Genomic DNA, 23,088 nt, shown 5'->3' on the forward strand with positions numbered 1-23,088 from the left:
GGTCAGTCGGCCAGCGGGAGGTAGACCCGGTTGCCCTGGGCGGCGAACTCGGCGGACTTCTCCGCCATGCCGGCCAGCGCCTCGGCGTCGAACTCGGTGTCCACCGCGGTCGAACCGTCGCCGTGCTCGTCGCGGATCTTCTGCGAGATCTTCATCGAGCAGAACTTGGGCCCGCACATGGAGCAGAAGTGCGCCGTCTTCGCGGGTTCGGCGGGGAGCGTCTCGTCGTGGAAGTCGCGGGCGGTCTCCGGGTCGAGGGCCAGGTTGAACTGGTCCTCCCAGCGGAACTCGAAGCGGGCGTCGGAGAGCGCGTCGTCCCATTCCTGGGCGCCGGGGTGGCCCTTGGCGAGGTCGGCGGCGTGGGCGGCGATCTTGTAGGTGATCACGCCGGTCTTGACGTCGTCGCGGTTGGGCAGGCCCAGGTGCTCCTTGGGCGTGACGTAGCAGAGCATCGCCGTGCCCCACCAGGCGATCATCGCGGCGCCGATGCCCGAGGTGATGTGGTCGTAGCCGGGGGCGACGTCGGTGGTGAGCGGGCCGAGGGTGTAGAACGGCGCCTCGTCGCAGATCTCCTTCTGGAGATCCATGTTCTCCTTGATCTTGTGCATCGGGACGTGGCCCGGGCCCTCGATCATCACCTGGACGTCGCGCTCACGGGCGATCCGGCCGAGTTCGCCGAGGGTCTGCAGCTCGGCGAACTGCGCCTCGTCGTTGGCGTCCGCGATCGAGCCCGGCCGCAGGCCGTCACCGAGGGAGAAGGTGACGTCGTAGGCGGCGAGGATGTCGCACAGCTCCTCGAAGTTGGTGTAGAGGAAGTTCTCCCGGTGGTGCGCGAGGCACCAGGCGGCCATGATCGAGCCGCCGCGGGACACGATGCCGGTCTTGCGGCGGGCGGTGAGCGGGACGTACCGCAGCAACACGCCGGCGTGGACGGTCATGTAGTCGACGCCCTGCTCGCACTGCTCGATGATGGTGTCCCGGTAGACCTCCCAGCTCAGCTCCTCCGCCTTGCCGTCGACCTTCTCCAGCGCCTGGTAGAGCGGCACGGTGCCGATCGGCACGGGGGAGTTGCGCAGGATCCACTCGCGGGTGGTGTGGATGTTGCGGCCGGTGGAGAGGTCCATGACGGTGTCGGCGCCCCAGCGGGTGGCCCAGGTCATCTTCTCCACCTCCTCCTCGATCGAGGAGGTGACGGCGGAGTTGCCGATGTTGGCGTTGATCTTCACCAGGAAGTTGGTGCCGATGATCGCCGGCTCCACCTCCGGGTGGTTCACGTTGACCGGGATCACGGCCCGGCCGCGGGCCACCTCGGCGCGCACGAACTCCGGCGCCAGGCCCTCGCGCAGGGCCACGTACTCCATCTCCGGCGTCACCACGCCCCGCTTGGCGTAGGCGAGTTGGGTGACTGCGGCACCACCGCGGCCACGCAGCGGGCGGCGCGGGCGGCCGGGGAAGACGGCGTCCAGGTTGCGCAGGTTGCCGCCGCGCGGCGAGGTGTGCTTGATCCCGTCGTCCTCGGGGCGCGGCTCACGGCCGTCGTACTCCTCGACGTCGCCGCGCTGCCGGATCCAGGAGTCGCGCAGCGGGGGCAGGCCGCGGCGCACGTCGGGCTCGTACGACGGGTCGGTGTACGGGCCGGAGGTGTCGTACAGCGGGACGGTCCTGCCGTTGGTGAGCTGCACCTCGCGGTACGGCACGCGCAGGTCGGGGCGGGATCCCTCGCGGTAGGCCTTGCGCCACGCCGGGGTCGGGTACCCGGTGCGCTCGCTGCTGGGGGCGCTCTGGGCAGACTGCGGCTGTGCTTCGAACGTGGTCATCTGACCTCTACTCCCTACGCCGGCATTACCCGGTCCAGGTTCCTGCGGTCGACGCAGCCGTCGGTCCGTCCGTCGACGTCCCGGTCAGCGCCCTCTCAGCCCGGTGCTCCGAGCTCCCGCGTCGCAGGCGGTGTTGCCTGCACATGACGCCCAACACCGTAGCGAGCCGATAGCCGCAGGTCCAGACCGTGTCCGGCACCGGACCATTGCCCACGGACCCCCGCCCACGGAGCCGCAGCCGGGAACGGCCGAGGCCCGGCTCCCCGTGGTGGGGGCCGGGCCTCAGGGCGGCGGTGCGGGGACGAGGGTCAGCTCCGGGCGGCCTTCTTCACCAGGATCACCACGGCGGCGGCGATGCCGACCACGACCAGGAGCTTGAGCACGATGCCCAGCAGCGCGCCGACGACGCCGAAGACGAAGGCGACGATGTTCCAGGCCAGTACCAGGACCAGCACCGGGATGACGATGTTGCGCACCCACGAGGGCAGCGACTTCCAGAGCTCAGCCATGTCCGTTCCTCTTCTCCCCAAGGGTCGGCCGCCGTCCGGTGCCGCATCCCGCTTGCTTTCGTACTTCGATCGTACGGTGGCGCGAGTGCCGGAACGAGGGCCGACGGCCCGGAGAGAACCCCGAGATCACCCGGAGCCGGCACCCCGGGGTGACCCCCGAGATTTCGTCCGGCGGGGTGCAACCCTCGGACCTCCCGGGAGTCCAACTACTGCCGGAGGAAAGTCCGTTCGGCACCACCGACCCCGGGGGAACGCGATCATGCGATCCGTGCGAGCCAGAACCGCCGTATCCCTAGCCGCCCTGGCGGCCCTCACCCTCACCGTCCCCGCCCTCGCCGCACCGGCGACCGCGGCCACCACCGCAACCACGACCGCGACCGCAACCGCGGCGACGAGCGCTGCCGCGGACCTCACCGCGCCGGCCGGCTTCGTCGGGATCTCCCCGCTCCGGGTCCTGGACACCCGGGACTACAACCAGGTGCCGGCGCACGACCAGTTCGGCCCGCTCACGGCCGGCGAGTACTACAGCACCCCGCTGGCGTCCCGCTGCGGCAACCACCCGCCGTCCTCCTGCGAGGCCGTGGTGCCGACCGACGTCACGGCGGTGGTGGTCAACGTCACCGTGACCGACCCGACCGCCGACGGCTACGTCTCGCTCGGTGCCGCCAACGGCACGCCCGGCACCGCACCCGCCACCTCCAGCATCAACTTCACGGCCGGCCAGACCGTCTCCAACCTGGTCACCGTCGCGGTCGGCCCGGTCGTGCGGGGCGCCCCGTGGATCAGCGTCTACAACAACTGGGGCACCACCCACGTCGTCCTCGACCTGGTCGGCTACTACCAGCCCACGGCGACCGACAAGTACGGCCCGCTGACCCCGACCCGGATCGCCGACAGCCGGGTCGACGGCACCGGCCGGCTCGGCGGCGACGCCGTGCGCTCGTACCAGGTCGCCCGCCCCGAGCTGGGGACCGCGGACGCCACCTCGGTCGTCCTCAACGTCACTGCCACCGAAGGAACTTGGGACAGCTTCCTGACGGCGTACCCGAGCGGGTCGCCGCTGCCCGCCGCCGGGTCGAACGTCAACTTCCCGGTGGGGTCGACCGTCGCGAACCAGGTCGTGGTGCCGGTCGGCGTCGACGGCCGGATCGACCTCTACAACCACGCCGGCTGGGTGCACGTCATCGTCGACGTCGTCGGCTCCTACGGCCCCTCCGGCAAGGGGCTGTTCAGCGCGCTCCGGACGCCCGTCCGCAACCTCGACACCCGGGTCACCGGCCCACAGCTCCAGCAGTGGGCGACCAGGCAGGTGGCGGTCGTCCCGCCGGACGGCTCGGTCCCGAACATCATGGGCGTCGAAGCCAACGTCACGGTCACCGACGTCACCGAGTACGGCCACCTCACGGCGTTCCCGGGCCCGGGCCTGCCGCCGAACACCTCCACCGTCAACGTGGCGCCCGGGCAGACCGTCGCCAACTCGGTGAGCACCGGGGTGGCCGGCGACGGCACCTACTCGGTCTACAACCACGGCGCCCCGGTGGACCTGATCGCCGACCTGACCGGCTACTTCACCACCGGCTGACCGGGCTGGGCCCCGCCGTCCGAACCTCCGGGACGGCGGGACCGGACGGCGGGACCGGCCGGCCGGCTCAGACCGGCCAGCGCTCGCCACGCCAGGCGGCGTCCCAGAACATCCACTCGTACCGCGAGGTGGTCACGAAGTGCTCGACCACCTTGCGGCGCTCGGCCGGGGAGATCTCCTCGCCGATCCGGTCGGTGAGCGCCAACACCCGGCGCACCACCGACTGGAAGGCCTCGTCGCCGTAGGTGGCGATCCACTTGGCGTACAGCGGGTCGGGCGAGCCCTGGGCGAGCAGCGCCTCGCCGACCCGGGCGTAGATCCAGTAGCAGGGAAGCACCGCGCCGACCGCCTCGGCGAAGGAACCGCCGTGGACGGTGGCCAGCAGGTAGCTGGTGTAGGCCCGGGTGGTGGGCAGCACCGGCTCGGCGGCGGCCTGCTCGGCGGTGCCGCCGAAGGCGGTCATGAACTCGGCGTGCATGCCCTGCTCGGCGGCCAGCGCGCCGATCGCGTCGTCGGCGAAGGCCCGGACGTCCGCCTCGGTGGGCGCCTTGGCGGCGCAGACGGCGAGGGCGCGGGCGTAGTCGCGCAGGTAGTGCGAGTCCTGGACGACGAAGTGGCGGAAGGCCTCGCGGGGCAGGGTGCCGTCGGTGAGGCCGTGGATGAACGGGTGGGCGAGGATCGCGGCGTGGATCGACTCGATCGAGGCCCAGAGTTCTTCGGTCAGGCTGGGAGTGGGGCTGGAGCCGGGGCTGCTGGTCATGCGGACGACCCTAAGCGAGCACCCCGGACGCCCGGGTCGGGCGACCGGTCCTCGGGCCGGATCCACCTCCGGGACCAGCGGCGTTCGCCACCAATCCGCCGTGGGGTGGTTCCCCTGGGCCGTGCCGCCTGCCAGGCTTGGGCGGCATGAAGGGTTTCGTCATCAAGACACTGATCAACGCGGCAGCCATCTGGGTCGCCGCCTGGATCGTCACCGGCATCCAACTCGCCCAGGGCAAGGCCGACTGGCAGCACAAGGCGCTGACCGTGCTCGGCGTCGCCGTCGTCTTCGGCCTCGTCAACTGGCTGATCAAGCCGGTGGTCAAGCTGTTCTCGTTCCCGCTGTTCATCCTCACACTGGGGCTGATCACCTTCGTGATCAACGCCCTGATGCTGCTGCTGACCTCGTGGGCGTCCGGGAGGCTGTCACTGGACTTCCACGTGACCAACTTCGGCGCCGCACTGGTCGGTTCGCTGATCATCAGCCTGGTGGCCTGGGGCCTGCACCTGGCCCTGGACGACGACTGACGGCCCTCGTGCCCGCCCGCACAAGGGGCCCGTACCCGCTGGAACAGCCGGGTACGGGCCCCTTCGTCGTCCGTGCGCGGGCCTCACCCCGCGTTCTCACGCCCCCGGAGGATCTCGGCGAGCCGGGCTTCCAGCTCCTGAGCTGCGAACTCCCGCGCCGGCCGCACCAGCCGGTCGGTGCGCGCCAGGAAGGCGGCCAGCGGCGCGGACGGCGCCCGCAGCAGGGCCTCGCCGGCGGGGGAGCGCAGCAGGATGCGGACCTCCTCCCGCTCCGACGGCTCCTCCCACTCCGACGCCCCCTCCCGCTCCCCCGCGTACGGGTGGATGTGCACGTCCCCGTCCCCGGCCGGCCCGCTGAGCCCGTCGAGCAGCAGCTCCCGCGCGAAGAACCAGGTGACGGGCGCGTCGCCGGGCAGGTGGAAGGTGAACCGGACGGCGTACGGGTCGGCGGTCTCGTACGCCAGGTCCGCCAGGATGCGGAAGGAGAGCTCGTGCGAGACCACGAGGCTCATCTCCAGGTGGCCCTGGACAGTGCTGTGCTGCATGGCGCCAGTCCCTCTCGTTCCGGGTCCGCGTTTCGGTGCATTCCCCGTGTTTCGACCCATTCCCCGCGCGGGAGACTCCCGCACAACGCTCCAGCCCCGGAGGTGTCCATGGGCCCCGAGAACCGAACCCCGCCCCCGCGTCCGGTGGTCAAGCGCACCGCGCGGGCGATCCTGCTGGAGCTGGACCCGGACGACCCGTACGGCCCGGCCTCGATCGTGCTGATCCGGCGGGTCCGCCCGGGCGCGCCGCACCCGTACTGGATCACGCCCGGCGGCGGCGTGGAGCGGAGCGACCGGACGGTGGTCGAGGCACTGCACCGCGAGGTGGACGAGGAGCTCGGCGCCAAGGTCGTGGACGTGGTGCCCGCCTTCGTCGACACCATCAGCCACACGCACCACGACGACGGAACGCTCCTGCACCCGCACGGGGTCAAGGTGCAGCACTTCTTCGTCTGCCGGCTGGCCTCGATGGACCTCAGCCGACGGCACGGGCCGGAGGTGACGGAGCCCAACGGCGAGTACGAGGTGGTGCGGCTGCCGTTCACCCGGGAGGGGGTCACCTCGGTCAACGTGGTGCCGCCCCGGCTGCGGGCGTACCTGGCGGCCAACATCGAGGGCATCCGCGCACTGCTCGCACCCGACCTCGGGTGACCGACCGCTCTCGGGTGACCGACCGGCCTCGCCCGGCCGACCGCCCCCGGGCGGCCCACCCCTCTCCTGTGACCACGTGGGACGGATCCCACGTGGTCACCCGGCTGCCAGGTCGCCGACCAGGTCGTGCCGGATCCGCTCGGCCGGCACCCCCGACCGCAGCAGCACCCCGACACCCCGGCGCACCATCGCGGGCGGCCCGCTGAGCACCGCCTCGCACCCCGACCAGGGGCCGAACCGGCTCACCACCTCGGGCAGTTCGCCGGTCAGCGCGTCCTCGACCGGGCCGCTGCCGGACAGCACCGGGCGCACCGTCAGCCAGGGGTGGGCCCGGGCCAGCTCGCGCAGCCCGTCCAGCTCGTACAGCTCGGCGGCGCGGCGGGCGCCGTAGAACACCTCGACCCGGCGGCCGGGCGTGCCGCACGCGGCGGCCTCCTCGACCAGCGCGCGGATCGGCGCGATGCCGGTGCCGCCGCCGAGGCAGAGCAGGTCCGGGCCGGCCGTGTGGTCGACGGTCATCGCGCCGGCCGCGGGCCCCAGCCGCAGCACGTCCCCGGGCGCGGCCCGGTGGACCAGCGCGTTGCTCACCCAGCCCGCCTGGACGGCCTTGACGTGGAAGGTCAGCAGCCCGTCGGGGCGGGGCGCGGAGGCGAAGGAGTAGTGCCGCCACACCCGCGGCCACCAGGGCGTTTCCAGGCTGGTGTACTGCCCGGCGCGGAACGGGTAGGCCTGGTCCGGCCGGACGGTGAGCACCGCGACGTCCCGGGTGCGGCGCTCGTGGCGGACGATCTCGCCCTGCCACCAGGGCGGCGAGGTGCGGGCGGCCTCCTCCGCGGCCTCGATCATGATCGAGGAGATCAGCCGGTAGGCGCGGCGCCAGGCCAGTTCGGTGTCGGCGTCCCAGCGGCTGCCCGCGTACCGGGCCAGCGCCTGCACCAGGCACTCCCCGACCGGGGCGTAGTGACCGGTCAGCGTGCCGTACCGGCGGTGACCGCAGCCGAGCGCGCTCAGCCCGGCGCGCAGGGCGACCGGGTCCTCGGCGCCGCGCGCGGCCCCCAGCAGGGCGCGGAACAGCCGGTCGCGCTGGACGTCCATGGCGGCCGGGAAGAGCGAACGGACCTCGGGGTGGTGCAGGAAGAGCAGGGCGTAGAAGTGGGCGGTGGCCCGGTCGGCGACCGGCTCGACGACGGCGAGGCTGGCCCGGATCAGATCGATGTCCCGTGCGGTGAGCGGCAGTTCGGCCTCGGGTACGGCGGCGGGGTCCTGCGCAGCGGCTGCCGCCAGGTGGTTCCCGGCCGATGGCTGCATCGCCCAGGCGTCGCTCCAACTGTCGCCGGGGCCGGCCCAGTTGAGGCCCGGAGCTTCGGTGAACAGCGGCCGGAAGGCGGGCGAGGTGCCGGTGCCGGAGGCCGGCTCGGGGTAGCTCGGCGCGGGCACGGCCGGCGGCTCGGACGGCATCGCCGGGACGACCGGCGGCAGCACCTGCGTCGGTGCCTCCGCCGCCACCGTCGGCGGAGCGATCGCCGCAGCCATCGGCGGCAGGTCCGGCGGGTCCAGGGGCATCGGCGGTCGCACTTCCGCCTCCGGCGCCGCCGCAGGCCCCGGTGCCGCCTCGGGCAGGAGCTCCGGCAGGCCCGGCACGGAGGCGGCGCCCGCCGAGCCGTGCCCGGTACGGACCAGAAGTGTTCGGCGGGACTTCACCGCCACGTTTCGAGTACCCAAGAGAATCGTTTCGCCTCCGGCCGGCCTGCGCCACCACCTGGCTTGTCTCTGCTGACGCCTAGGCAGCGTGGCACGCCCGAACTGCTCATCCGACAAATCGCGCGAAGCCCGGACAGCCGGGCCGGGAACGCGCTACTCTCACTCGACCGCGGTTGCCCTGAGTGGCCCCCCGTCCACCCAGGGCAACCGCGTCCTGCTCAGAGCTGCCGCAGCAGCATGCCCGGCTGCTCCACGCAGTCCGCGACGAAGCGCAGGAAGCCGCCCGCCGTCCCGCCGTCGCAGACCCGGTGGTCGAAGGTGAACGACAGCTGCGTCACCTCGCGCACCGCCAACTCCCCACCGTGCACCCACGGTTTGGCGACGATCCGGCCGACCCCGAGCATCGCCGCCTCGGGGTGGTTGAGGATCGGGGTGGAGCCGTCCACGCCGAACACGCCGTAGTTGTTCAACGTGAAGGTGCCGCCGGTCAGTTCGGCCGGGGTGAGCGAGCCGCTGCGTGCCGCCTCGGTCAACCGGACCAGCTCCTCGCCGAGTTGCTCGGTGCTGCGGGCCTGCGCGTCCCGCACCACCGGAACGACCAGGCCGCGCTCCCCCTGCGCGGCGAAGCCCAGGTGCACCGCCGAGTGCCGGAGGATGCCCGAACCGTCCTCGGTCACCGAGGAGTTGAGCTCGGGGAAGCGCGCCAGTGCGACCGTGCAGATCCGCGCCAGCAGCGCCAGCACGCTCACCTTCGGGCCCGGCGTGGCGTTCAACTGCCGCCGCAGCGCCATCAGTTCGGTGGCGTCGGCGTCCACCCAGCAGGTCGCGGCCGGGATCTCCCGATGGCTGCGGCTGAGCTTCTCGGCCACCGCCTTGCGCAGCCCGCGCAGCGGGACGACACCCTCCTGGACGGCCGCCGGAGCCGCCGCAGCGGGCACGGCGACCGGCGCCGAAACCTTGGCCGCGACCGCCCGCTCGACGTCCGCCCGCATGATCAGCCCGTCCGGCCCGCTCCCGGTCAGGGCGGTCAGGTCGACCCCCTGCTCCCGGGCCAGCCGCCGCACCAACGGCGAGATCACCGGCACCACGGCGGGCCCGGCGACAACCGCCGCCACCGCCACCGGAGCAGCCGGAGCAGCCACCGCAGCGGCCGCACCGACCCGGCGCCGCCGCCCACCCTTCCCCGGCTCCGCGACGCCGTACCCGACCAGCGGTCGCTCCACCTCGGCGGAGTGCTCCGCAGCCCGCAGGGCAGCCCGCTCGGCCGGCTCCTCGGGCGCAGCCCCTCCCCCCGAGGCCGAAGCCACCGCGACCGTCACCAGCGGGGCGCCCACGGCGATCTCCTCGCCCTCCTCCCCGTAACGCGCGGTGACCACCCCGCCGTACGGGCAGGGCACCTCCACCACGGCCTTGGCGGTCTCCACCTCCACCACCGGCTGGTCGACCGCGATGACCTCGCCGACCTCGACCATCCAGCGCACCACCTCGGCCCCGGTGAGTCCCTCACCGAGGTCGGGCAGCCGGAACTCCCGCACGACGGGCATCATCCTCAGTCCTCCCACTGCAGCCGGGCGACCGCGTCCAGGATCCGGTCCACCCCGGGCAGGTGGTGGTGCTCCAGCATCGGCGGCGGGTACGGGATGTCGAAGCCGGTCACCCGCAGCACGGGCGCGGCGAGGTGGTGGAAGCAGCGTTCGGTGACCCGTGCGGCGATCTCCGCGCCGGTGCCGCCGAAGCCGGTCGACTCGTGCACCACCACGGCCCGGCCGACGGAGCGCACCACCCGGGTGACGGTCTCGTCGTCGAAGGGCACCAGGGTGCGCAGGTCCAGCACCGCGAGGTCCCAGCCCTCGGCCTTCGCCGTCTCGGCCGCCTCCAGGCAGACCGGCAGCGAGGGGCCGTAGGTGATCAGCACGGCGGACGTCCCGGTGCGCCGCAGCACGGCCTTGCCGATCGGCTCGACCGGCGCCGCCGGGTCGAACCCGTCCTTGCCCCAGTAGAGCCGCTTGGGCTCCAGGAAGACCACCGGGTCGTCGGAGGCGATCGAGGCCCGCAGCAGCCCGTACGCGTCCCCGACCGTTCCCGGGGTGACCACGTGCAGGCCGGGGGTGCTGGTGTAGTACGCCTCGGAGGCGTCGCTGTGGTGCTCGACCCCGCCGATGCCGCCGCCGTACGGGACGCGGACGGTGATCGGCAGCGGGAGCCGTCCGGCGGTGCGGTTGCGCATCTTGGCGACGTGCGAGAACAGCTGCTCCAGCGCCGGGTAGGCGAACGCGTCGAACTGCATCTCGACCACCGGGCGCAGCCCGTACATGGCCATGCCGATGGCGGTGCCGAGGATGCCGGCCTCGGCCAGCGGGGTGTCCAGGCAGCGGTCCGGGCCGAACTCGGCGGTCAGCCCGTCGGTGATCCGGAAGACGCCGCCGAGCGCGCCGACGTCCTCGCCGAGCACGTGCACCGCCGGATCGTCGCGCATGGCGTCCCGCAGCGCGGAGTTGAGCGCCTGCGCCATCGAGGCGGTGCGGGCACCGGAGGTGTGTCGCGCAGCCGCTCCGCCAAGGGTGGGGGTGGGCGACGGGTGGGATGCTGTCGACATCAGTGCTGCACCTCGGCCTCGGCGGCCAGCTCGGCGGACAACTGGGCGGCCTGCTCCAGCAGTTGCGGGGTCGGCTCGGCGTAGACGTGGGCGAACAGCGACATCGGGTCGAGCTCCGGCTCGGCGTGGAACTCGGCCCGCATCCGGGCCGCCAGCGCCTCCGCCTCCTCCGCCGCCTCCTGCACCAACGCGTCGTCCAGGACGCCGAGTTCGCGCAGCGCGCGGTCCATCAGCAGGATCGGGTCGTGCTCCCGCCAGGCGGCCACCTCGGGCTCGGTGCGGTAGCGGGTGGCGTCGTCGGCGTTGGTGTGCGCCTCGATCCGGTAGGTCAGCGCCTCGACCAGGGTCGGGCCGCCGCCGCTGCGGGCCCGCTCGACCGCCTCGGCCAGCACCGAGTGCACGGCGGGCGCGTCGTTGCCGTCCACCAGCCGTCCCGGCATGCCGTAGCCGACGGCCTTGTGGGCCAGGCTGGGCGCGGCGGACTGAGCGCTGAGCGGGACGGAGATCGCGTAGCCGTTGTTCTGCACCAGGAAGACCACCGGCGCGTTGAGCACGGCCGCGAAGTTCAGTGCCTCGTGGAAGTCGCCCTCGCTGGTGCCGCCGTCGCCGAGCATCGCCAGCGCGACGGCGGGCTCGCCGCTCAGCCGGGCGGCGTGGGCCAGGCCGACGGCGTGCGGGGCCTGGGTGGCGAGCGGGGTGCAGAGCGGGGCGGTGCGGGTGGCGCGCGGGTCGTAGCCGGTGTGGGCGTTGCCGCGCAGCAGGGTCAGGGACTCCAGCGGGTCCACGCCCCGGGAGACCACGGCGAGGGTGTCGCGGTAGCTGGGGAAGAGCCAGTCGCGCTCGTCGAGCACCAGCGCGGCGGCGATCTGGCAGGCCTCCTGCCCGGTGGACGCCGGGTAGACGGCGAGGCGGCCCTGCTTGGTCAGGGTGGTGGCCTGCTGGTTGTACCGGCGGCCGACGACCAGGCGCCGGTAGAGCTCGCGCAGCAGCGCCGGGTCGTACTTCTCCAGCCCGGGGGTGCCGAGCACCCGGACGGGGGAGGGGTCCGGCAGGAGGGGCGCCGGATCGGTGCGCGGGGCGGTGGCCCCGGGCAGCCAACCGGGCACACCGGTGTGGTGTCTGTGGTCGAGAACGGTCATCTCGGGGCACCTCCAGGGGTCGCGGGGGCTCCCTACCGATTGTTCGGTCGTCTGTTCATCTTGACCAGAAGCGTGACAAGGTGGTGGACATTCGGCCTGATCGGCGGTCGACTGGTGGCAGTGCGTCCAATCGGTGAGGGTGGGGGGTCATGTCGGCTGAACAGATGTCCAGACTCGACCGGGTCGACCGGGCGATCCTGCGGCTGCTGCAGCAGGACGGTCGCGCCTCCATCCGCTCGGTGGCCGAGCGGGTGCACGTGTCCCGGGCCAACGCGTACGCCCGGATCTCCAGAATGGTCGAGGACGGCGTCATCCGCGGCTTCACCGCCAGGGTGGACCACGAACGGGCCGGTCAGGCCGCGTCCGCGTACATCACCCTGAAGATCGTCCAGAACTCCTGGCGCACGGTCCGCGAGCAACTTCTGGAGCTGCCGGGGGTCGCGCACATCGCACTGGTCGGCGGGGACTTCGACGTCCTGCTGCTGGTGCACACCGCCGACAACCGGACCCTGCGGGAGCTCGTGCTCAACCGCATCCAGTCCATCCCCCAGGTGCTCGGCACCCGCACCATGCTGGTCTTCGAGGAGACCGACCAAGTCCCCCCGGACCCACAGACTGGCTGATCGGCGCCCACTCGCCTCCGGGGCGCTCGGACCCCGTGCCGACGGTCGTCGCTCCAAGGCCCTCGTTCCTCGAGCCTCCTCGCTTCTCCCTTTCGGCACCGGCGCGCCCCTTCGGCTCGCGGGCCGACGCGGGGGGCGAGGCGGGGACGACGGACCTACCGCGCCCGCAGCCCGTCGAAGGCCAGGTGCACCACCGCGTCCGCGACCCCGTCGGCGCCCTTGAGCCCCGGCCGGTACCACTCCACGATCGAGTTGATCATCCCGAACAGCAGCCGGGTGGCCAGCCGCGGCTCCACGTCCGCGCGCAGCGCGCCGTCCGCGACCGCCGCCCGCACCAGCTCGGCGACCTGGTGGTCGAAGTCCCGGCGGCGCTCCAGCGCCCACAGCTCGGTGGCCGTGTTGCCGCGCACCCGCAGCAGCAGCGTCACGTACGGCAGCTCCGCCAGCAGCACCTCCGCGGTGCGCCGCACCACGTGCTCCAGCCGCTCCACCGCCGGGCCGTCGACCGCGGCCGGCTCGGCCAGGATCGCGAACAGCCCGTCCAGCGCCCGCCCCACGGCCAGCCGCAGCAGCTCCTCCTTGCCGCGGACGTGGTGGTAGATCGAGGACTTGGAGATCCCGGCGGCCCGGGACAGGTCCTCCATCGAGGTGCCGTCGTAACCGCGCTCGTTGAACACGTCGACGGTCACCGCGAGCAGTGACTCCACGGTGTAGGCGGTGCGCGTGGTGTGATCGGCCATCCTCCGAGTATCCCCGGCCGCCCCGTGCGGTACGCGATCGGGTCCGCTTGGTCCACACCCGCCGTGGAGGGGAAGCCCTAGAATCTGCGGACGATCCGTCCACGTCCAGCAGGCTGGGGTCCACGGCTGATGAACGCAATACCGGCAGTCGCCTCCGATGTGCCCGAGCAGCGCAGCGAGGAGCCGGGGGACGCCTCACGCGGTCGGCTGGACCGCGCCCGCGCGCTGGCGGTCCGCTTCGGCCCGGCCGTCTGGTGCTACGCCCTGCTCAAGCTGATCGGCTTCACGGTCTTCATGAAGCTGCTCTCCTTCGCCGGCGACTACGCCAGGAAGCCGGCCCGGTTCGGCGGCGGCGCCAACCCGTGGGACGTGCCGGCCAGCTGGGACGGCTGGTGGTACCAGCAGGTCGCCCAGTTCGGCTACCACCCGGCGCTGGTCCCGATCGCGGGGCCGGAGGGCTTCAACATCGAACAGAACTCGGCCGCCTTCTTCCCGCTGTACCCGGGCCTGATGCGGCTGACCTCGGACGTCACCGGCCTCGGTCTGTACGGCGCCGGGATGCTGGTGTCGGTGGTGGCCTCGCTGTTCGCCGCCGCCGGGATCTACGCCGTGGTGGAGAAGCTGTCCGGGGACGTCCGGGCCGGGGTGATCGCGGCCGGGATCTGGGCGATCGCCCCGGGCTCGGGCGCCGAGTGGGCGGTGTACTCGGACTCGACCTTCGTCGCGCTGGCCGCCTGGGCCTGCTACTGCGTGATGACCAGGCAGTGGGTCGCGGCCGGGGTGATCACCCTGGTCGCCGGGCTCAACCGGCCGACGGCGGCGGCGCTGATCGGCGCGGTGGGCCTGGCCGCGCTGGTCGAGCTGTACCGGCGGGAGAGCGGGGTGCTGCGCCCGCTGGCCGCGATCCTGCTGGCCCCGATCGGCCTGCTCGGCTACGTCGGCTGGGTGGGCTGGAAGACCGGCGAGTGGGGCGGCTACTTCCGGCTGCAGCACGACGCCTGGCTGCACTACTTCGACTGGGGGCAGGGCACCTGGCACGCGATCCGCGGGGTGCTGCTGGGCCGCAGCGACTACCCGTTCGCCTTCCCGGTACCGGACCTCCTGGCGACCCTGATCGTGTTCACCCTGCCGGTGCTGATCGTGCTGCTCGTACGGCTGCGCCCGCCGCTGGTGCTGACCGCCTACACGCTGGCCACGATCGTCTCGGTGCTCGGCAGCCTCGGCATCTTCGGCAACGTCTCGCGCTACCTGCTGCCGGCGTTCCCGCTGTTCATCGCGCTGGCGATCGGGATGCGCAAGCTGAGCTGGCCGGTGCTGGCCGCGGTGCTGGGCACCGGTGCGGTCGCCTCCGGCTGGTACGCCGGTTACGTGATCTTCGAACTGGGCGTGCCGTAGACCCCGCACAGCAGCAGCACCGGAGGGCGCGTCCGCCACGGACGCGCCCTCCGCGCGTTCCGGCGCGATCCCGCCACCGCACCCTCTTGAGCCGACCGATCGTTCGGTTACTCTGTGACGTGTCCCGTCCTCCCCCTTGAGGAGCGCACAGATGTCCGCAGCGGTCACCCACCCCCTCGTCAGCGAGCTGGTCGAGCGCCACCAGGCCACCCTGGACGCCGCGCTCGACGCCGCCGCCAAGCGCGACTACTGGTCGCCCTACCCCGAGTTCCCGAAGGCCTACGGCGAGAGCGGCCCGGCGGACGGCAAGGCCGCCTTCGACGCCCTGCTCGGCGCCCCCTTCGCTCTGGAGGGCCACCCCACCGACGGCGACCAGGTCGGCGGCGAGGCCTCCCCGTACGGCATCGAGCTGGGCATCACCTACCCGCACGCCGGCCCGGACGCGCTGATCGCCGCGCTCTCCGCCGCCCGCCCCGGCTGGGCCGCCGCCTCCCCGCTGGAGCGCGCCGCCGTCTGCCTGGAGATCCTGCACCGGATCAACGTCCGCTCCCACGAGTTCGCCCAGGCCGTCATGCACACCACCGGCCAGGCCTACGGCATGGCCTTCCAGGCCGGCGGCCCGCACGCCCAGGACCGCGGCCTGGAGGCCGTCGCCTACGCGTACGCCGAGCAGACCCGGCTGCCGAAGCAGGCCGGCTGGACGAAGCCCCAGGGCAAGCGCGAGCCGCTGGTGATGACCAAGGAGTTCACCGTCGTCCCGCGCGGCCTCGCGCTGCTGATCGGCTGCAACACCTTCCCCACCTGGAACGGCTACCCGGGCCTGTTCGCCTCGCTGGCCACCGGCAACCCGGTGCTGGTCAAGCCGCACCCGCGGGCCGTACTGCCGCTCGCACTGACCGTCCGGATCGCCCGCGAGGTGCTCGCCGAGGCCGGCTTCGACCCCAACCTGGTCTGCCTGGCCGCCGAGCACGAGGGCGGCACCGTCGCCGCGACCCTCGCCGTCCGCCCCGAGATCAAGATGATCGACTACACCGGCTCCACCTCCTTCGGCGACTGGCTGGAGGAGAACGCCAAGCAGGCGCAGGTGTACACCGAGAAGGCCGGCGTCAACGCGGTCGTCATCGACTCCACCGACGACTACAAGGGCATGCTGGGCAACCTGGCCTTCGCGCTCTCGCTCTACAGCGGCCAGATGTGCACCACCCCGCAGAACGTGCTGATCCCGCGCGGCGGCATCACCACCGACCAGGGCGACAAGTCCTTCGACCAGGTGGTCGCCGACCTCGCCGGCGCCATCGAGGGCCTGCTCTCCGACGACGCCCGCGCCGCCGCCATCCTCGGCGCCGTGGTCAACCCGGGCGTGCTGCAGCGCTCGGCCGCCGCGGCCGGCGGCGAGTACGGCGAACTCGTCCTCGCCCCGCGCACGGTGACCGCCCCCGACTTCCCCGGCGCGACCGTCCGCACCCCCGCCCTGGTCAAGCTGGACGCCGACAAGCCGGACGACCGCTCGGTCTTCCGCAGCGAGTGCTTCGGCCCGGTCTCCTTCGCCGTCGCCGTCGAATCCACCGCCGCCGGCGTCGAGTTGCTGCGCACCACGGTCCGCGAGAAGGGCGCCATGACGGCCTCCGGCTACACCACCTCGCCCGAGGTGGAGGCGCTGCTGGTCGAGGCCGCGCTGGACTCCGGCGTCTCGCTCTCGCTCAACCTCACCGGCGGCGTCTACCCCAACCAGACCGCCGCCTTCTCCGACCTGCACGGCACCGGCGCCAACCCGGCCGCCAACTCGGCCTACTGCGACGGCGCCTTCGTGGCCAACCGTTTCCGTACGGTGGAGATCCGCCGGCACAGCTGAGCACTGCGCACTTCCCGTTCCGGGCCCCGGCGGTCACCCACCGCCGGGGCCCGGCGGTTCGCGGCCGCCGCCCGCCGGGGATGATGGAGGCTGGGAGAACGCCGGGAACGGCGTCCAACCGACCTCAGAGCAACGGGAGCTGATACATGGCCGTGAAGCCGACGACCGAAACCGACGTCCTGATCGTCGGCGCCGGACCGACCGGACTGCTGCTGGCCGGCGACCTCGCCGCCGCCGGGGTCGGCGTCACCGTGCTGGAGAAGCGGGCCGCCGAGTCCAACCTCACCCGGGCCTTCGCCGTGCACGCCCGCAGCCTGGAGCTGCTGGACGCCCGGGGCCTGGCCGACGAGCTGATCGCCACCGGCCGGCCGCTCGGCGCGCTGAAGCTGTTCGACCGCCTCGGCATCGACCTCGGCTCGCTGCCCACCCGCTTCCCGTTCGTCCTGATCACCCCGCAGTACAACGTCGAACGGCTGCTGCTGGAGCGCGCCGAGAAGGCCGGCGCGACCCTCGTGCGCGGCGCCGAGGTGACCGGGCTGCGCCAGGACGCCGACGGCGTGACCCTGGAGACCGCCGACGGACGGGCCTTCCGCGCCGGCTACGCGGTGGGCACCGACGGCGTCCACTCCGCCGTCCGCGACCTGCTCGGCATCCCCTTCCCCGGCGAGTCCGTGGTCGACTCCGTGGTGCTGGCCGACGTCCGGCTGGAGCGCGAGCCCGCCGGGGCGATCACCGTCGGCGCCAACGAGGCCGGCTTCGCCTTCATCGCCCCGTTCGGCGACGGCTGGTACCGGGTGATCGCCTGGGACCGCAACGAGCGCTTCGAGGACGGCACCTCCCCCTCGCCGGAACAGCTCACCGCCCTCCTCGGCGGCATCCTCGACGAGGACTACGGCCTGCACGACGTGCGCTGGAGCTCCACCTTCCACAGCGACGAGCGCCAGGTCCCCAACTACCGCTCCGGCCGGGTCTTCCTGGCCGGCGACGCCGCCCACTGCCACTCCCCGGCCGGCGGCCAGGGCATGAACACCGGCATGCAGGACGCGGCCAACCTCTCCTGGAAGCTCGCCGCCGCCGTCCGGGGCCGGGCCACCGACGCCCTGCTGGACACCTACCAGACGGAGCGGCACCCGGTCGGGAAGACCGTCCTGCGCACCTCCGGCGCCCTGATCCGGCTCGCCCTCGCCGAGTCCGCCCCCACCCGCGCCCTGCGCGGGGCGCTCACCGCGCTGGGCGGCCACCTCGACCTGGTCACCGAGCGCGGCGCCCGGCTGGTCTCCGGCATCGAGTTCTCCTACCCGGCCCCCAAGGGCGCCCACCCGCAGGTCGGCAAGCGCGTCCCGGACCTGCGGCTGACCGCCCTCAGCAAGCCTGCCGAGGGCGCCCCGGCCGCCCCTGAGCGGCTCTACGAGGCGCTGCGCGCCGGCACCTTCGTCCTCGTCAGCAACGACGAGCTGGTCGCCGCCGAGCCGTGGGCGGACCGCATGGTCTCCGCCGCGCCGGCCGACCCGCACGGCAAGCTGCGCGACACCGTCCTGCTGATCCGCCCGGACGGCTACGTCGCCTGGGCCGGCGTCGACCCCGGCCAGGGCGAGCTGCGCACCGCCCTCACCAGCTGGCTCGGCGCGGTCTGACCGGCCGTCGGCGGGCGCGGCGACAACCCGCGCCCGCCGACCTTTCGTTCGGTCGTCCGTTAACCCCGGGCCTTCTCGTAGTGCCGCGCGGCCTTCGCCCGATTCCCGCAGACCGCCATCCGGCACCACCGTCGGCGCCCGTTCTGCGAGGTGTCGAAGAAATACAGGATGCAGGCCTCGTGCGCGCACTGCTTGATCCGCCGGCCGCCCTGCCCGAGCAGCGTGAGGAAGTCGTCCACGGCCAGCCAGGGCGCCAGCCACTCCGGCCGGTCGGCCTCGACCCGGTCCTCGGCGCCGCCCGGTCCGGCCGTCCGCCGGATCCGCCCGTGCGCCAGCACCGCGTCCAGTCCGTCCCGCGCCTGCGCGCTCAACTCCCCCTGATCGCCCGCGTCTTGGGAGGCAGCCCGGATCACCTCGCGGGCCTGCCGGATGGCCGCCAGCCCGGCGTCGTCGGCTTCGCAGCGGCCGGCCAGCCCGGCGGAGGAGAGCCAGATCCCGTACTCTTCGACCCCGGCGAGCAGGTCGTTGACGGGCGTCCCGGCCCACCGCGTGTTGAGCAGATCGAGCGCGAGCGGCTCGCCGATCAGCGGTCGCGGGTCCCTCGGGTCCGCCTTCACGTCAGTCATCGTTCTCCCTCGGCTCCAGCCGATTCTACGTCCGCGCCCGGCGGTGCGAATTGGTATGGACCGATTCCGGAATTCCGGTCATTCACTGTATGGAATCCGGGAGTTTCCCGCTCTCCACACTTGACTGTTTTTTAGCAACGAATTGCTTGATCATGAGCCAACTCGCACACGGGTTCTGTCATGTTCGAGCCAGCGTTCTCGACCCCGGAACGCCTGGCCCCTTGCCGGCCCCCCACAGCCGGCCAGAGGAGGATCCGTTGCGCCCCCGTTCCCTTGCTCTCGCCGCGGCGATAGCCGTGCTGCCGCTGACCGCCGTCTCGCTCGGCGTCTCCGCCGCGCAGGCCGCCACCCCGAACGCCGCACCGCGCGTCTCCCTCCCGAACACCGTGAACCCCGCGGTGGCCCACTCGGAGAAGAAGGGCGACGTCCCGTCCGAGCAGCAGATCTCGGTGGCCGTCAGCCTGAAGCTGCGCAACACCGACGCCCTGGACCGCTTCCTCACCGCGGTGGCCACCCCCGGCACGCCGGAGTTCGGCAAGTACCTGACGCCGGAGCAGTTCACTGCCCAGTTCGGCCCGACCCAGGCCGACGTCGAGCAGGTCAAGACCTACCTGGCCGCCCAGGGCCTGACCGTCACCGAGGTGAGTGCCAACCGCCAGGTGGTCAACGCCCACGGCACCTCCGCCCAGGTCTCGCAGGCCTTCGGCACCCACGAGAGCGCGTACGTCGACCCGCAGCTGCAGCGCGCGTTCTTCGCCAACGACGCCGCCGCCTCGATCCCGTCCGACCTGGCCTCCGTGGTCCAGGGCGTGAGCGGCCTGGACAACCACGCGGTGCGCAAGAACCGCCTGGCCACGCCGAACTCGATCACCCCGAACGCCGCCACCGCGAGCCCGAGCGGGACGACCCCGGCCCAGTACACCGGCGCCTACAACCTGAACAAGACCGGCGCGGACGGCACCGGCGTGACGGTCGCCCTCTGGGAGTTCGACGGCTACAAGTCCTCGAACCTGACCACCTACGACTCGCAGTTCGGCCTGACCGGCCCGGCCGTCTCCACCGTCTCGGTGGACGGCGCGAACTACGACTCCGCCCCCGGCCAGGGCCAGGGCGAGGTCGAGCTGGACAGCGAGATCGTCCGCGGCGCGGCGCCCAAGGCCACTCAGCTGGTCTACGAGGCCCCCAACAGCGACCAGGGCGAGATCGACATGGCCAACAAGATCGTGGCCGACAACCGGGCCTCGGTCATCTCGATCTCCTGGGGCTCCTGCGAGCCCGACACCACCGCCGCCTCGATGACCGCGGTCGACAACGCCTTCAAGCAGGCCGCCGCCCAGGGCATCTCGATCTTCTCCGCCTCCGGCGACGACGGCTCCCGCGACTGCACCCGCTCCACCAGCGGCTCCACCGTCAAGGCCGTCGACTTCCCGGCCTCCAGCCCGCACCAGACCGGCGTCGGCGGCACCAACCTCAAGGTGACCAGCAGCAACACCTACTCCTCGGAGAGCGCCTGGAGCACCGCCGGCGGCGGCGTCTCCACCGTGTTCGCCAAGCCGAGCTGGCAGACCGGCACCGGCGTCAGCGGCACCATGCGCACCGTCCCGGACGTCTCCTCCAACGCCGACCCGCAGAGCGGCTTCGCGATCTACACGGCCGGCGGCTGGCAGGTCTACGGCGGCACCAGCGCGGCCGCCCCGCTCTGGTCCGGCTACGCGGCCCAGTTCAACCAGAAGGCCAAGGCCGCCGGGCAGCCGGCCCTTGGTGAGGCCAGCCCGCGGCTGTACTCGGTCGCCAACAGCAGCAGCTACGGCAGCACCTTCCACGACGTGAGCACCGGCGCCAACCAGGACTTCTCCGCGAAGGCCGGCTACGACCAGGTCACCGGCTGGGGCTCCCCGGTCGCCGACGCGCTGAACACCGCCCTGCTCGGCGGCAGCACCACCCCGCCGTCCGGCGGCTGCACCGCCGCCCAGCTGGTCGGCAACGGCGGCTTCGAGACCGGCACCGCCGCCCCGTGGACCTCCTCCACCGGCGTCGTCGACAACAGCTCCTCCCAGGCCGCCCACTCGGGCAGCTGGAAGGCCTGGCTGAACGGCTACGGCTCGGCCCACACCGACACCCTGTCGCAGACCGTCTCCGTCCCGGCCGGCTGCGCCTCCGCCAAGCTGACCTTCTGGCTGCACATCGACACCGCGGAGACCGGCTCCACCGCGTACGACAAGCTGACCGTCCAGGCGAACAGCACCACGCTGGCGACCTACTCCAACGTGAACGCCGCCGCCGGCTACGTGCAGCGCACCCTGGACCTGACCTCCTTCGCCGGCCAGACCGTGACCATCAAGTTCACCGGCACCGAGGACTCGTCCCAGCAGACCAGCTTCGTGATCGACGACGTCGCGCTGAACGTCAGCTGATCACCGGCAGGTAGCTCCACCGATACCCCCGCCGGGGCGGCGCCGACAGGGCCCGCCCCGGCGGTGTCGCGTCCCGGTTGCGGGGCCCCGGGTAAGCCCCGTGTTTCCGGACTGTTTCAAGATCGATAACCATCCGGTAGACCTGCCGTGACCACTGTCATACGCACGACTGATGACGTAGCCTCTCGACCGTGCATAGGGTTCCCCAAAGCTCGGTGAAGCCGCTGGCGGCGCGCCCCGGCGTCGGCCCGGTCCCACCGAACTCACCTGGTGGGGAGGGTCACCGCATGGCCGCACAGCAACCTCAGGACGCCGCGCGGCTGCGGCTGGTCGGATCGCATACGGACCGACCCGCGCCGCCCGCGCCCGGCTCCGCCCCTGCGCCGGCGCCGGCGCCGCCCGCCACCCGGCTCGCTCCGGTCGGCGGCTTCGCGGACACCCTGCACCTGGCCATCGAGGCCAGCGGCCTCAGCCTGGACCGGATCCGCGCCGCCCTAGCCCAACGTGGCGTCAGGGTCAGTGTCACGACGCTGAGTTACTGGCGCCGCGGCCGCAGCCAGCCCGAACGGGCCAGCTCGCTGCGCGCCGTCCACCTGCTGGAGGAACTGCTCGGCCTGCCGCACAGCGCGCTCTCCTCGCTGCTCGGCCCGCCCCGCCCGCGCGGCCGCTGGGCCGCCGCCGCCAACACCCTGCACCTCGGCCTGGAGGACGTCTGGCCCGGCGAGCAGGAGATCGCCTCGATCTTCGCCGAGCTGGACGCCCCGCCGGCCGGCGAGCTGGAGCGCCTGAGCATCCACGACTCCTACTACGTGGACGACGAGCGGCGCGCCAACCTGCTGCGGATGCGCCAGGTGGTGCGCGCCACCGTCGGCGGCGTCGGCCGCTGCCTGGTCGTGCACAAGGCCGACGAGGAGGCCACCGGCTGCCCGGAGATCACCTCGGTGCGGCACGGCCGGCTGGGCCGGGTGCGCCGCCGCCCGGAGGTCGGCCTCACCGTCGCCGAGCTGATGCTGGACCGCCCGCTCGGCCTCGGCGACAGCACCGTCTTCGAGTACGAGGTGGAGATCCCGCCGGGCGGCCCGACCCTGGAGTACAGCCGCCGCTTCGCCACCCCGGTGCGCGAGTACGTGCTCCAGGTCCACTTCGACCCGGCCGCCGTCCCCGCGCACTGCGAGCGCTACGACCGCGAGCCGGGCGCCGACGTCGACCACCGCCGCGAGCAGCTGTGGATCGGCGCCTCGGCGAGCGCCCACGTCCTGGCCCCGGACCAGCAGCCCGGCCACATCGGCATCCGGTGGGAGTGGTCCTAGCCCCCACCCCCCACCCCACCCCCATGAGCCCCGTCAGACCCCAGGTCCGACGGGGCTCCTTCACGTCCGTCCCCGCACCTAACCCCTTCAACTCCCCATATCGGTTGACGCCACATCACCTAACTCCTACTCTCATGAGTACCGGTTAGGCGGCAGCCGCCGGAAGCCCAGCCCTCCGGGAGTGACCCATGTCCAGCACCACCCTGCTCCGCACCCTGCAGACCGGCCACGTCGGCCTCAACGTCACCGACCTGACCCGCTCGATCGACTTCTACCGCGCCGTCCTCGGCCTCCAGGTCACCCACGAGGGCACCGACCCCGAGCGCCGCTACGCCCTGCTCGGCCGCGACGGCCGCCTGGTGGTCACCCTCTGGCAGCAGAGCACCGGCACCTTCGCCACCGACCACCCCGGCCTGCACCACCTCTCCTTCGAGGTCGAGAGCCTCGACGAGGTCCGCGCCACCGAGCAGCTGCTGCGCGAGCTGGGCGCCGAGTTCGCCTACGACGGCGTCGTCCCGCACCGCGAGGGCTCCGCCTCCGGCGGCATCTTCTTCACCGACCCGGACGGCATCCGGCTGGAGATCTACACCCGCACCGGCGTGCACGAGACCGCGGCCACCGCCCCCACCACCGGCGCCCCGACCTGCGGCTTCTTCTAAATCCCAGC

Annotated in this window: 20 protein-coding genes and 1 riboswitch; of the genes, 10 read left to right on the forward strand and 10 right to left on the reverse strand. The window is 72.8% G+C overall.

What is annotated here, in order from left to right:
• Positions 1 to 2 precede the first annotated feature (2 nt).
• The gene (thiC, locus tag BX285_RS05205) at positions 3 to 1,817 is read right to left on the reverse strand and encodes a phosphomethylpyrimidine synthase ThiC (protein WP_097236886.1); all 1,815 of its coding nucleotides are present in this window, start codon (positions 1,815 to 1,817) and stop codon (positions 3 to 5) included.
• Positions 1,812 to 1,947, reverse strand: a riboswitch (TPP riboswitch). It overlaps the preceding gene by 6 nt.
• 178 nt (positions 1,948 to 2,125) lie before the next feature.
• Complete coding sequence (locus BX285_RS05210; RefSeq protein ID WP_030055535.1) at positions 2,126 to 2,326, reverse strand: DUF5326 family protein; 201 nt, start codon at positions 2,324 to 2,326, stop codon at positions 2,126 to 2,128.
• A 268-nt stretch (positions 2,327 to 2,594) separates the two neighbouring features.
• On the opposite strand from BX285_RS05210, the gene BX285_RS38130 reads away from it, so the two are divergent.
• Positions 2,595 to 3,908, forward strand: coding sequence for a hypothetical protein (locus BX285_RS38130; RefSeq protein WP_147465116.1), 1,314 nt, complete (start codon positions 2,595 to 2,597; stop codon positions 3,906 to 3,908).
• A 67-nt stretch (positions 3,909 to 3,975) separates the two neighbouring features.
• Here BX285_RS38130 and tenA read toward each other — a convergent pair whose 3' ends face one another.
• Positions 3,976 to 4,668: a thiaminase II gene (tenA, locus tag BX285_RS05220; RefSeq protein WP_097236888.1), complete on the reverse strand. Its 693-nt coding sequence runs from the start codon at positions 4,666 to 4,668 to the stop codon at positions 3,976 to 3,978.
• A gap of 146 nt (positions 4,669 to 4,814) precedes the next feature.
• Here tenA and BX285_RS05225 point away from each other — a divergent pair, with 146 nt between their 5' ends.
• On the forward strand, positions 4,815 to 5,195 hold the full coding sequence (locus tag BX285_RS05225; protein ID WP_097236889.1) for a phage holin family protein: 381 nt from the start codon (positions 4,815 to 4,817) through the stop codon (positions 5,193 to 5,195).
• 83 nt (positions 5,196 to 5,278) lie between these two features.
• On the opposite strand, the gene BX285_RS05230 is transcribed toward BX285_RS05225, so the two are convergent.
• Entirely contained in the window at positions 5,279 to 5,740 is a 462-nt protein-coding gene (locus BX285_RS05230) for an SsgA family sporulation/cell division regulator (RefSeq protein WP_398899662.1), read from the reverse strand.
• Between the two features lie 108 nt (positions 5,741 to 5,848).
• On the opposite strand from BX285_RS05230, the gene BX285_RS05235 reads away from it, so the two are divergent.
• The gene (locus BX285_RS05235) at positions 5,849 to 6,391 is read left to right on the forward strand and encodes an NUDIX domain-containing protein (RefSeq protein ID WP_097236890.1); all 543 of its coding nucleotides are present in this window, start codon (positions 5,849 to 5,851) and stop codon (positions 6,389 to 6,391) included.
• A gap of 96 nt (positions 6,392 to 6,487) precedes the next feature.
• Here the strand turns inward: BX285_RS05235 and BX285_RS05240 are convergent, their stop codons facing one another.
• The 4 genes from BX285_RS05240 to pdhA form a co-directional block, all read right to left on the reverse strand.
• Complete coding sequence (locus tag BX285_RS05240) at positions 6,488 to 7,954, reverse strand: globin domain-containing protein (protein ID WP_259470438.1); 1,467 nt, start codon at positions 7,952 to 7,954, stop codon at positions 6,488 to 6,490.
• A gap of 356 nt (positions 7,955 to 8,310) precedes the next feature.
• Complete coding sequence (locus BX285_RS05245) at positions 8,311 to 9,636, reverse strand: dihydrolipoamide acetyltransferase family protein (protein ID WP_097240104.1); 1,326 nt, start codon at positions 9,634 to 9,636, stop codon at positions 8,311 to 8,313.
• A 5-nt stretch (positions 9,637 to 9,641) separates the two neighbouring features.
• A complete protein-coding gene (locus BX285_RS05250; protein ID WP_259470676.1) occupies positions 9,642 to 10,604 on the reverse strand; it encodes an alpha-ketoacid dehydrogenase subunit beta in 963 nt (320 codons plus the stop codon).
• An 83-nt stretch (positions 10,605 to 10,687) separates the two neighbouring features.
• Positions 10,688 to 11,827, reverse strand: coding sequence for a pyruvate dehydrogenase (acetyl-transferring) E1 component subunit alpha (gene pdhA / locus BX285_RS05255; protein ID WP_097236892.1), 1,140 nt, complete (start codon positions 11,825 to 11,827; stop codon positions 10,688 to 10,690).
• A 149-nt stretch (positions 11,828 to 11,976) separates the two neighbouring features.
• On the opposite strand from pdhA, the gene BX285_RS05260 reads away from it, so the two are divergent.
• Positions 11,977 to 12,450 (forward strand): Lrp/AsnC family transcriptional regulator, encoded by a 474-nt coding sequence (locus tag BX285_RS05260; protein WP_259470439.1) that lies wholly within the window; start codon positions 11,977 to 11,979, stop codon positions 12,448 to 12,450.
• A gap of 155 nt (positions 12,451 to 12,605) precedes the next feature.
• On the opposite strand, the gene BX285_RS05265 is transcribed toward BX285_RS05260, so the two are convergent.
• Positions 12,606 to 13,190 carry a TetR/AcrR family transcriptional regulator gene (locus BX285_RS05265; RefSeq protein WP_121174577.1) on the reverse strand — a complete coding sequence of 195 codons (585 nt, stop codon included), beginning with the start codon at positions 13,188 to 13,190 and terminating at the stop codon, positions 12,606 to 12,608.
• 129 nt (positions 13,191 to 13,319) lie between these two features.
• On the opposite strand from BX285_RS05265, the gene BX285_RS05270 reads away from it, so the two are divergent.
• The 3 genes from BX285_RS05270 to BX285_RS05280 all read left to right on the forward strand — a co-directional run bounded on the left by BX285_RS05270 (position 13,320) and on the right by BX285_RS05280 (position 18,071).
• Positions 13,320 to 14,585 carry a glycosyltransferase family 39 protein gene (locus BX285_RS05270; protein WP_121174578.1) on the forward strand — a complete coding sequence of 422 codons (1,266 nt, stop codon included), beginning with the start codon at positions 13,320 to 13,322 and terminating at the stop codon, positions 14,583 to 14,585.
• Between the two features lie 151 nt (positions 14,586 to 14,736).
• Positions 14,737 to 16,437 (forward strand): phenylacetic acid degradation protein PaaN, encoded by a 1,701-nt coding sequence (paaN, locus tag BX285_RS05275; RefSeq protein ID WP_097236896.1) that lies wholly within the window; start codon positions 14,737 to 14,739, stop codon positions 16,435 to 16,437.
• 146 nt (positions 16,438 to 16,583) lie between these two features.
• Positions 16,584 to 18,071, forward strand: a complete 1,488-nt coding sequence (locus BX285_RS05280; protein ID WP_121174579.1) for an FAD-dependent monooxygenase — start codon at positions 16,584 to 16,586, stop codon at positions 18,069 to 18,071.
• A gap of 59 nt (positions 18,072 to 18,130) precedes the next feature.
• Here the strand turns inward: BX285_RS05280 and BX285_RS05285 are convergent, their stop codons facing one another.
• Positions 18,131 to 18,697 (reverse strand): CGNR zinc finger domain-containing protein, encoded by a 567-nt coding sequence (locus BX285_RS05285; protein WP_121174580.1) that lies wholly within the window; start codon positions 18,695 to 18,697, stop codon positions 18,131 to 18,133.
• A 257-nt stretch (positions 18,698 to 18,954) separates the two neighbouring features.
• Here BX285_RS05285 and BX285_RS05290 point away from each other — a divergent pair, with 257 nt between their 5' ends.
• The 3 genes from BX285_RS05290 (at position 18,955) to BX285_RS05300 (ending at position 23,080) form a co-directional block, all read left to right on the forward strand.
• Complete coding sequence (locus tag BX285_RS05290) at positions 18,955 to 21,111, forward strand: protease pro-enzyme activation domain-containing protein (RefSeq protein ID WP_220783899.1); 2,157 nt, start codon at positions 18,955 to 18,957, stop codon at positions 21,109 to 21,111.
• A gap of 287 nt (positions 21,112 to 21,398) precedes the next feature.
• The gene (locus BX285_RS05295; protein WP_121174581.1) at positions 21,399 to 22,421 is read left to right on the forward strand and encodes a hypothetical protein; all 1,023 of its coding nucleotides are present in this window, start codon (positions 21,399 to 21,401) and stop codon (positions 22,419 to 22,421) included.
• 188 nt (positions 22,422 to 22,609) lie between these two features.
• Positions 22,610 to 23,080 carry a VOC family protein gene (locus BX285_RS05300; protein WP_121174582.1) on the forward strand — a complete coding sequence of 157 codons (471 nt, stop codon included), beginning with the start codon at positions 22,610 to 22,612 and terminating at the stop codon, positions 23,078 to 23,080.
• The last annotated feature ends 8 nt before the right edge of the window (positions 23,081 to 23,088 follow it).

Origin of the sequence: Streptomyces sp. 1114.5 (assembly GCF_003635085.1) — a bacterium.
Classification (GTDB): Bacteria; Actinomycetota; Actinomycetes; order Streptomycetales; family Streptomycetaceae; genus Kitasatospora.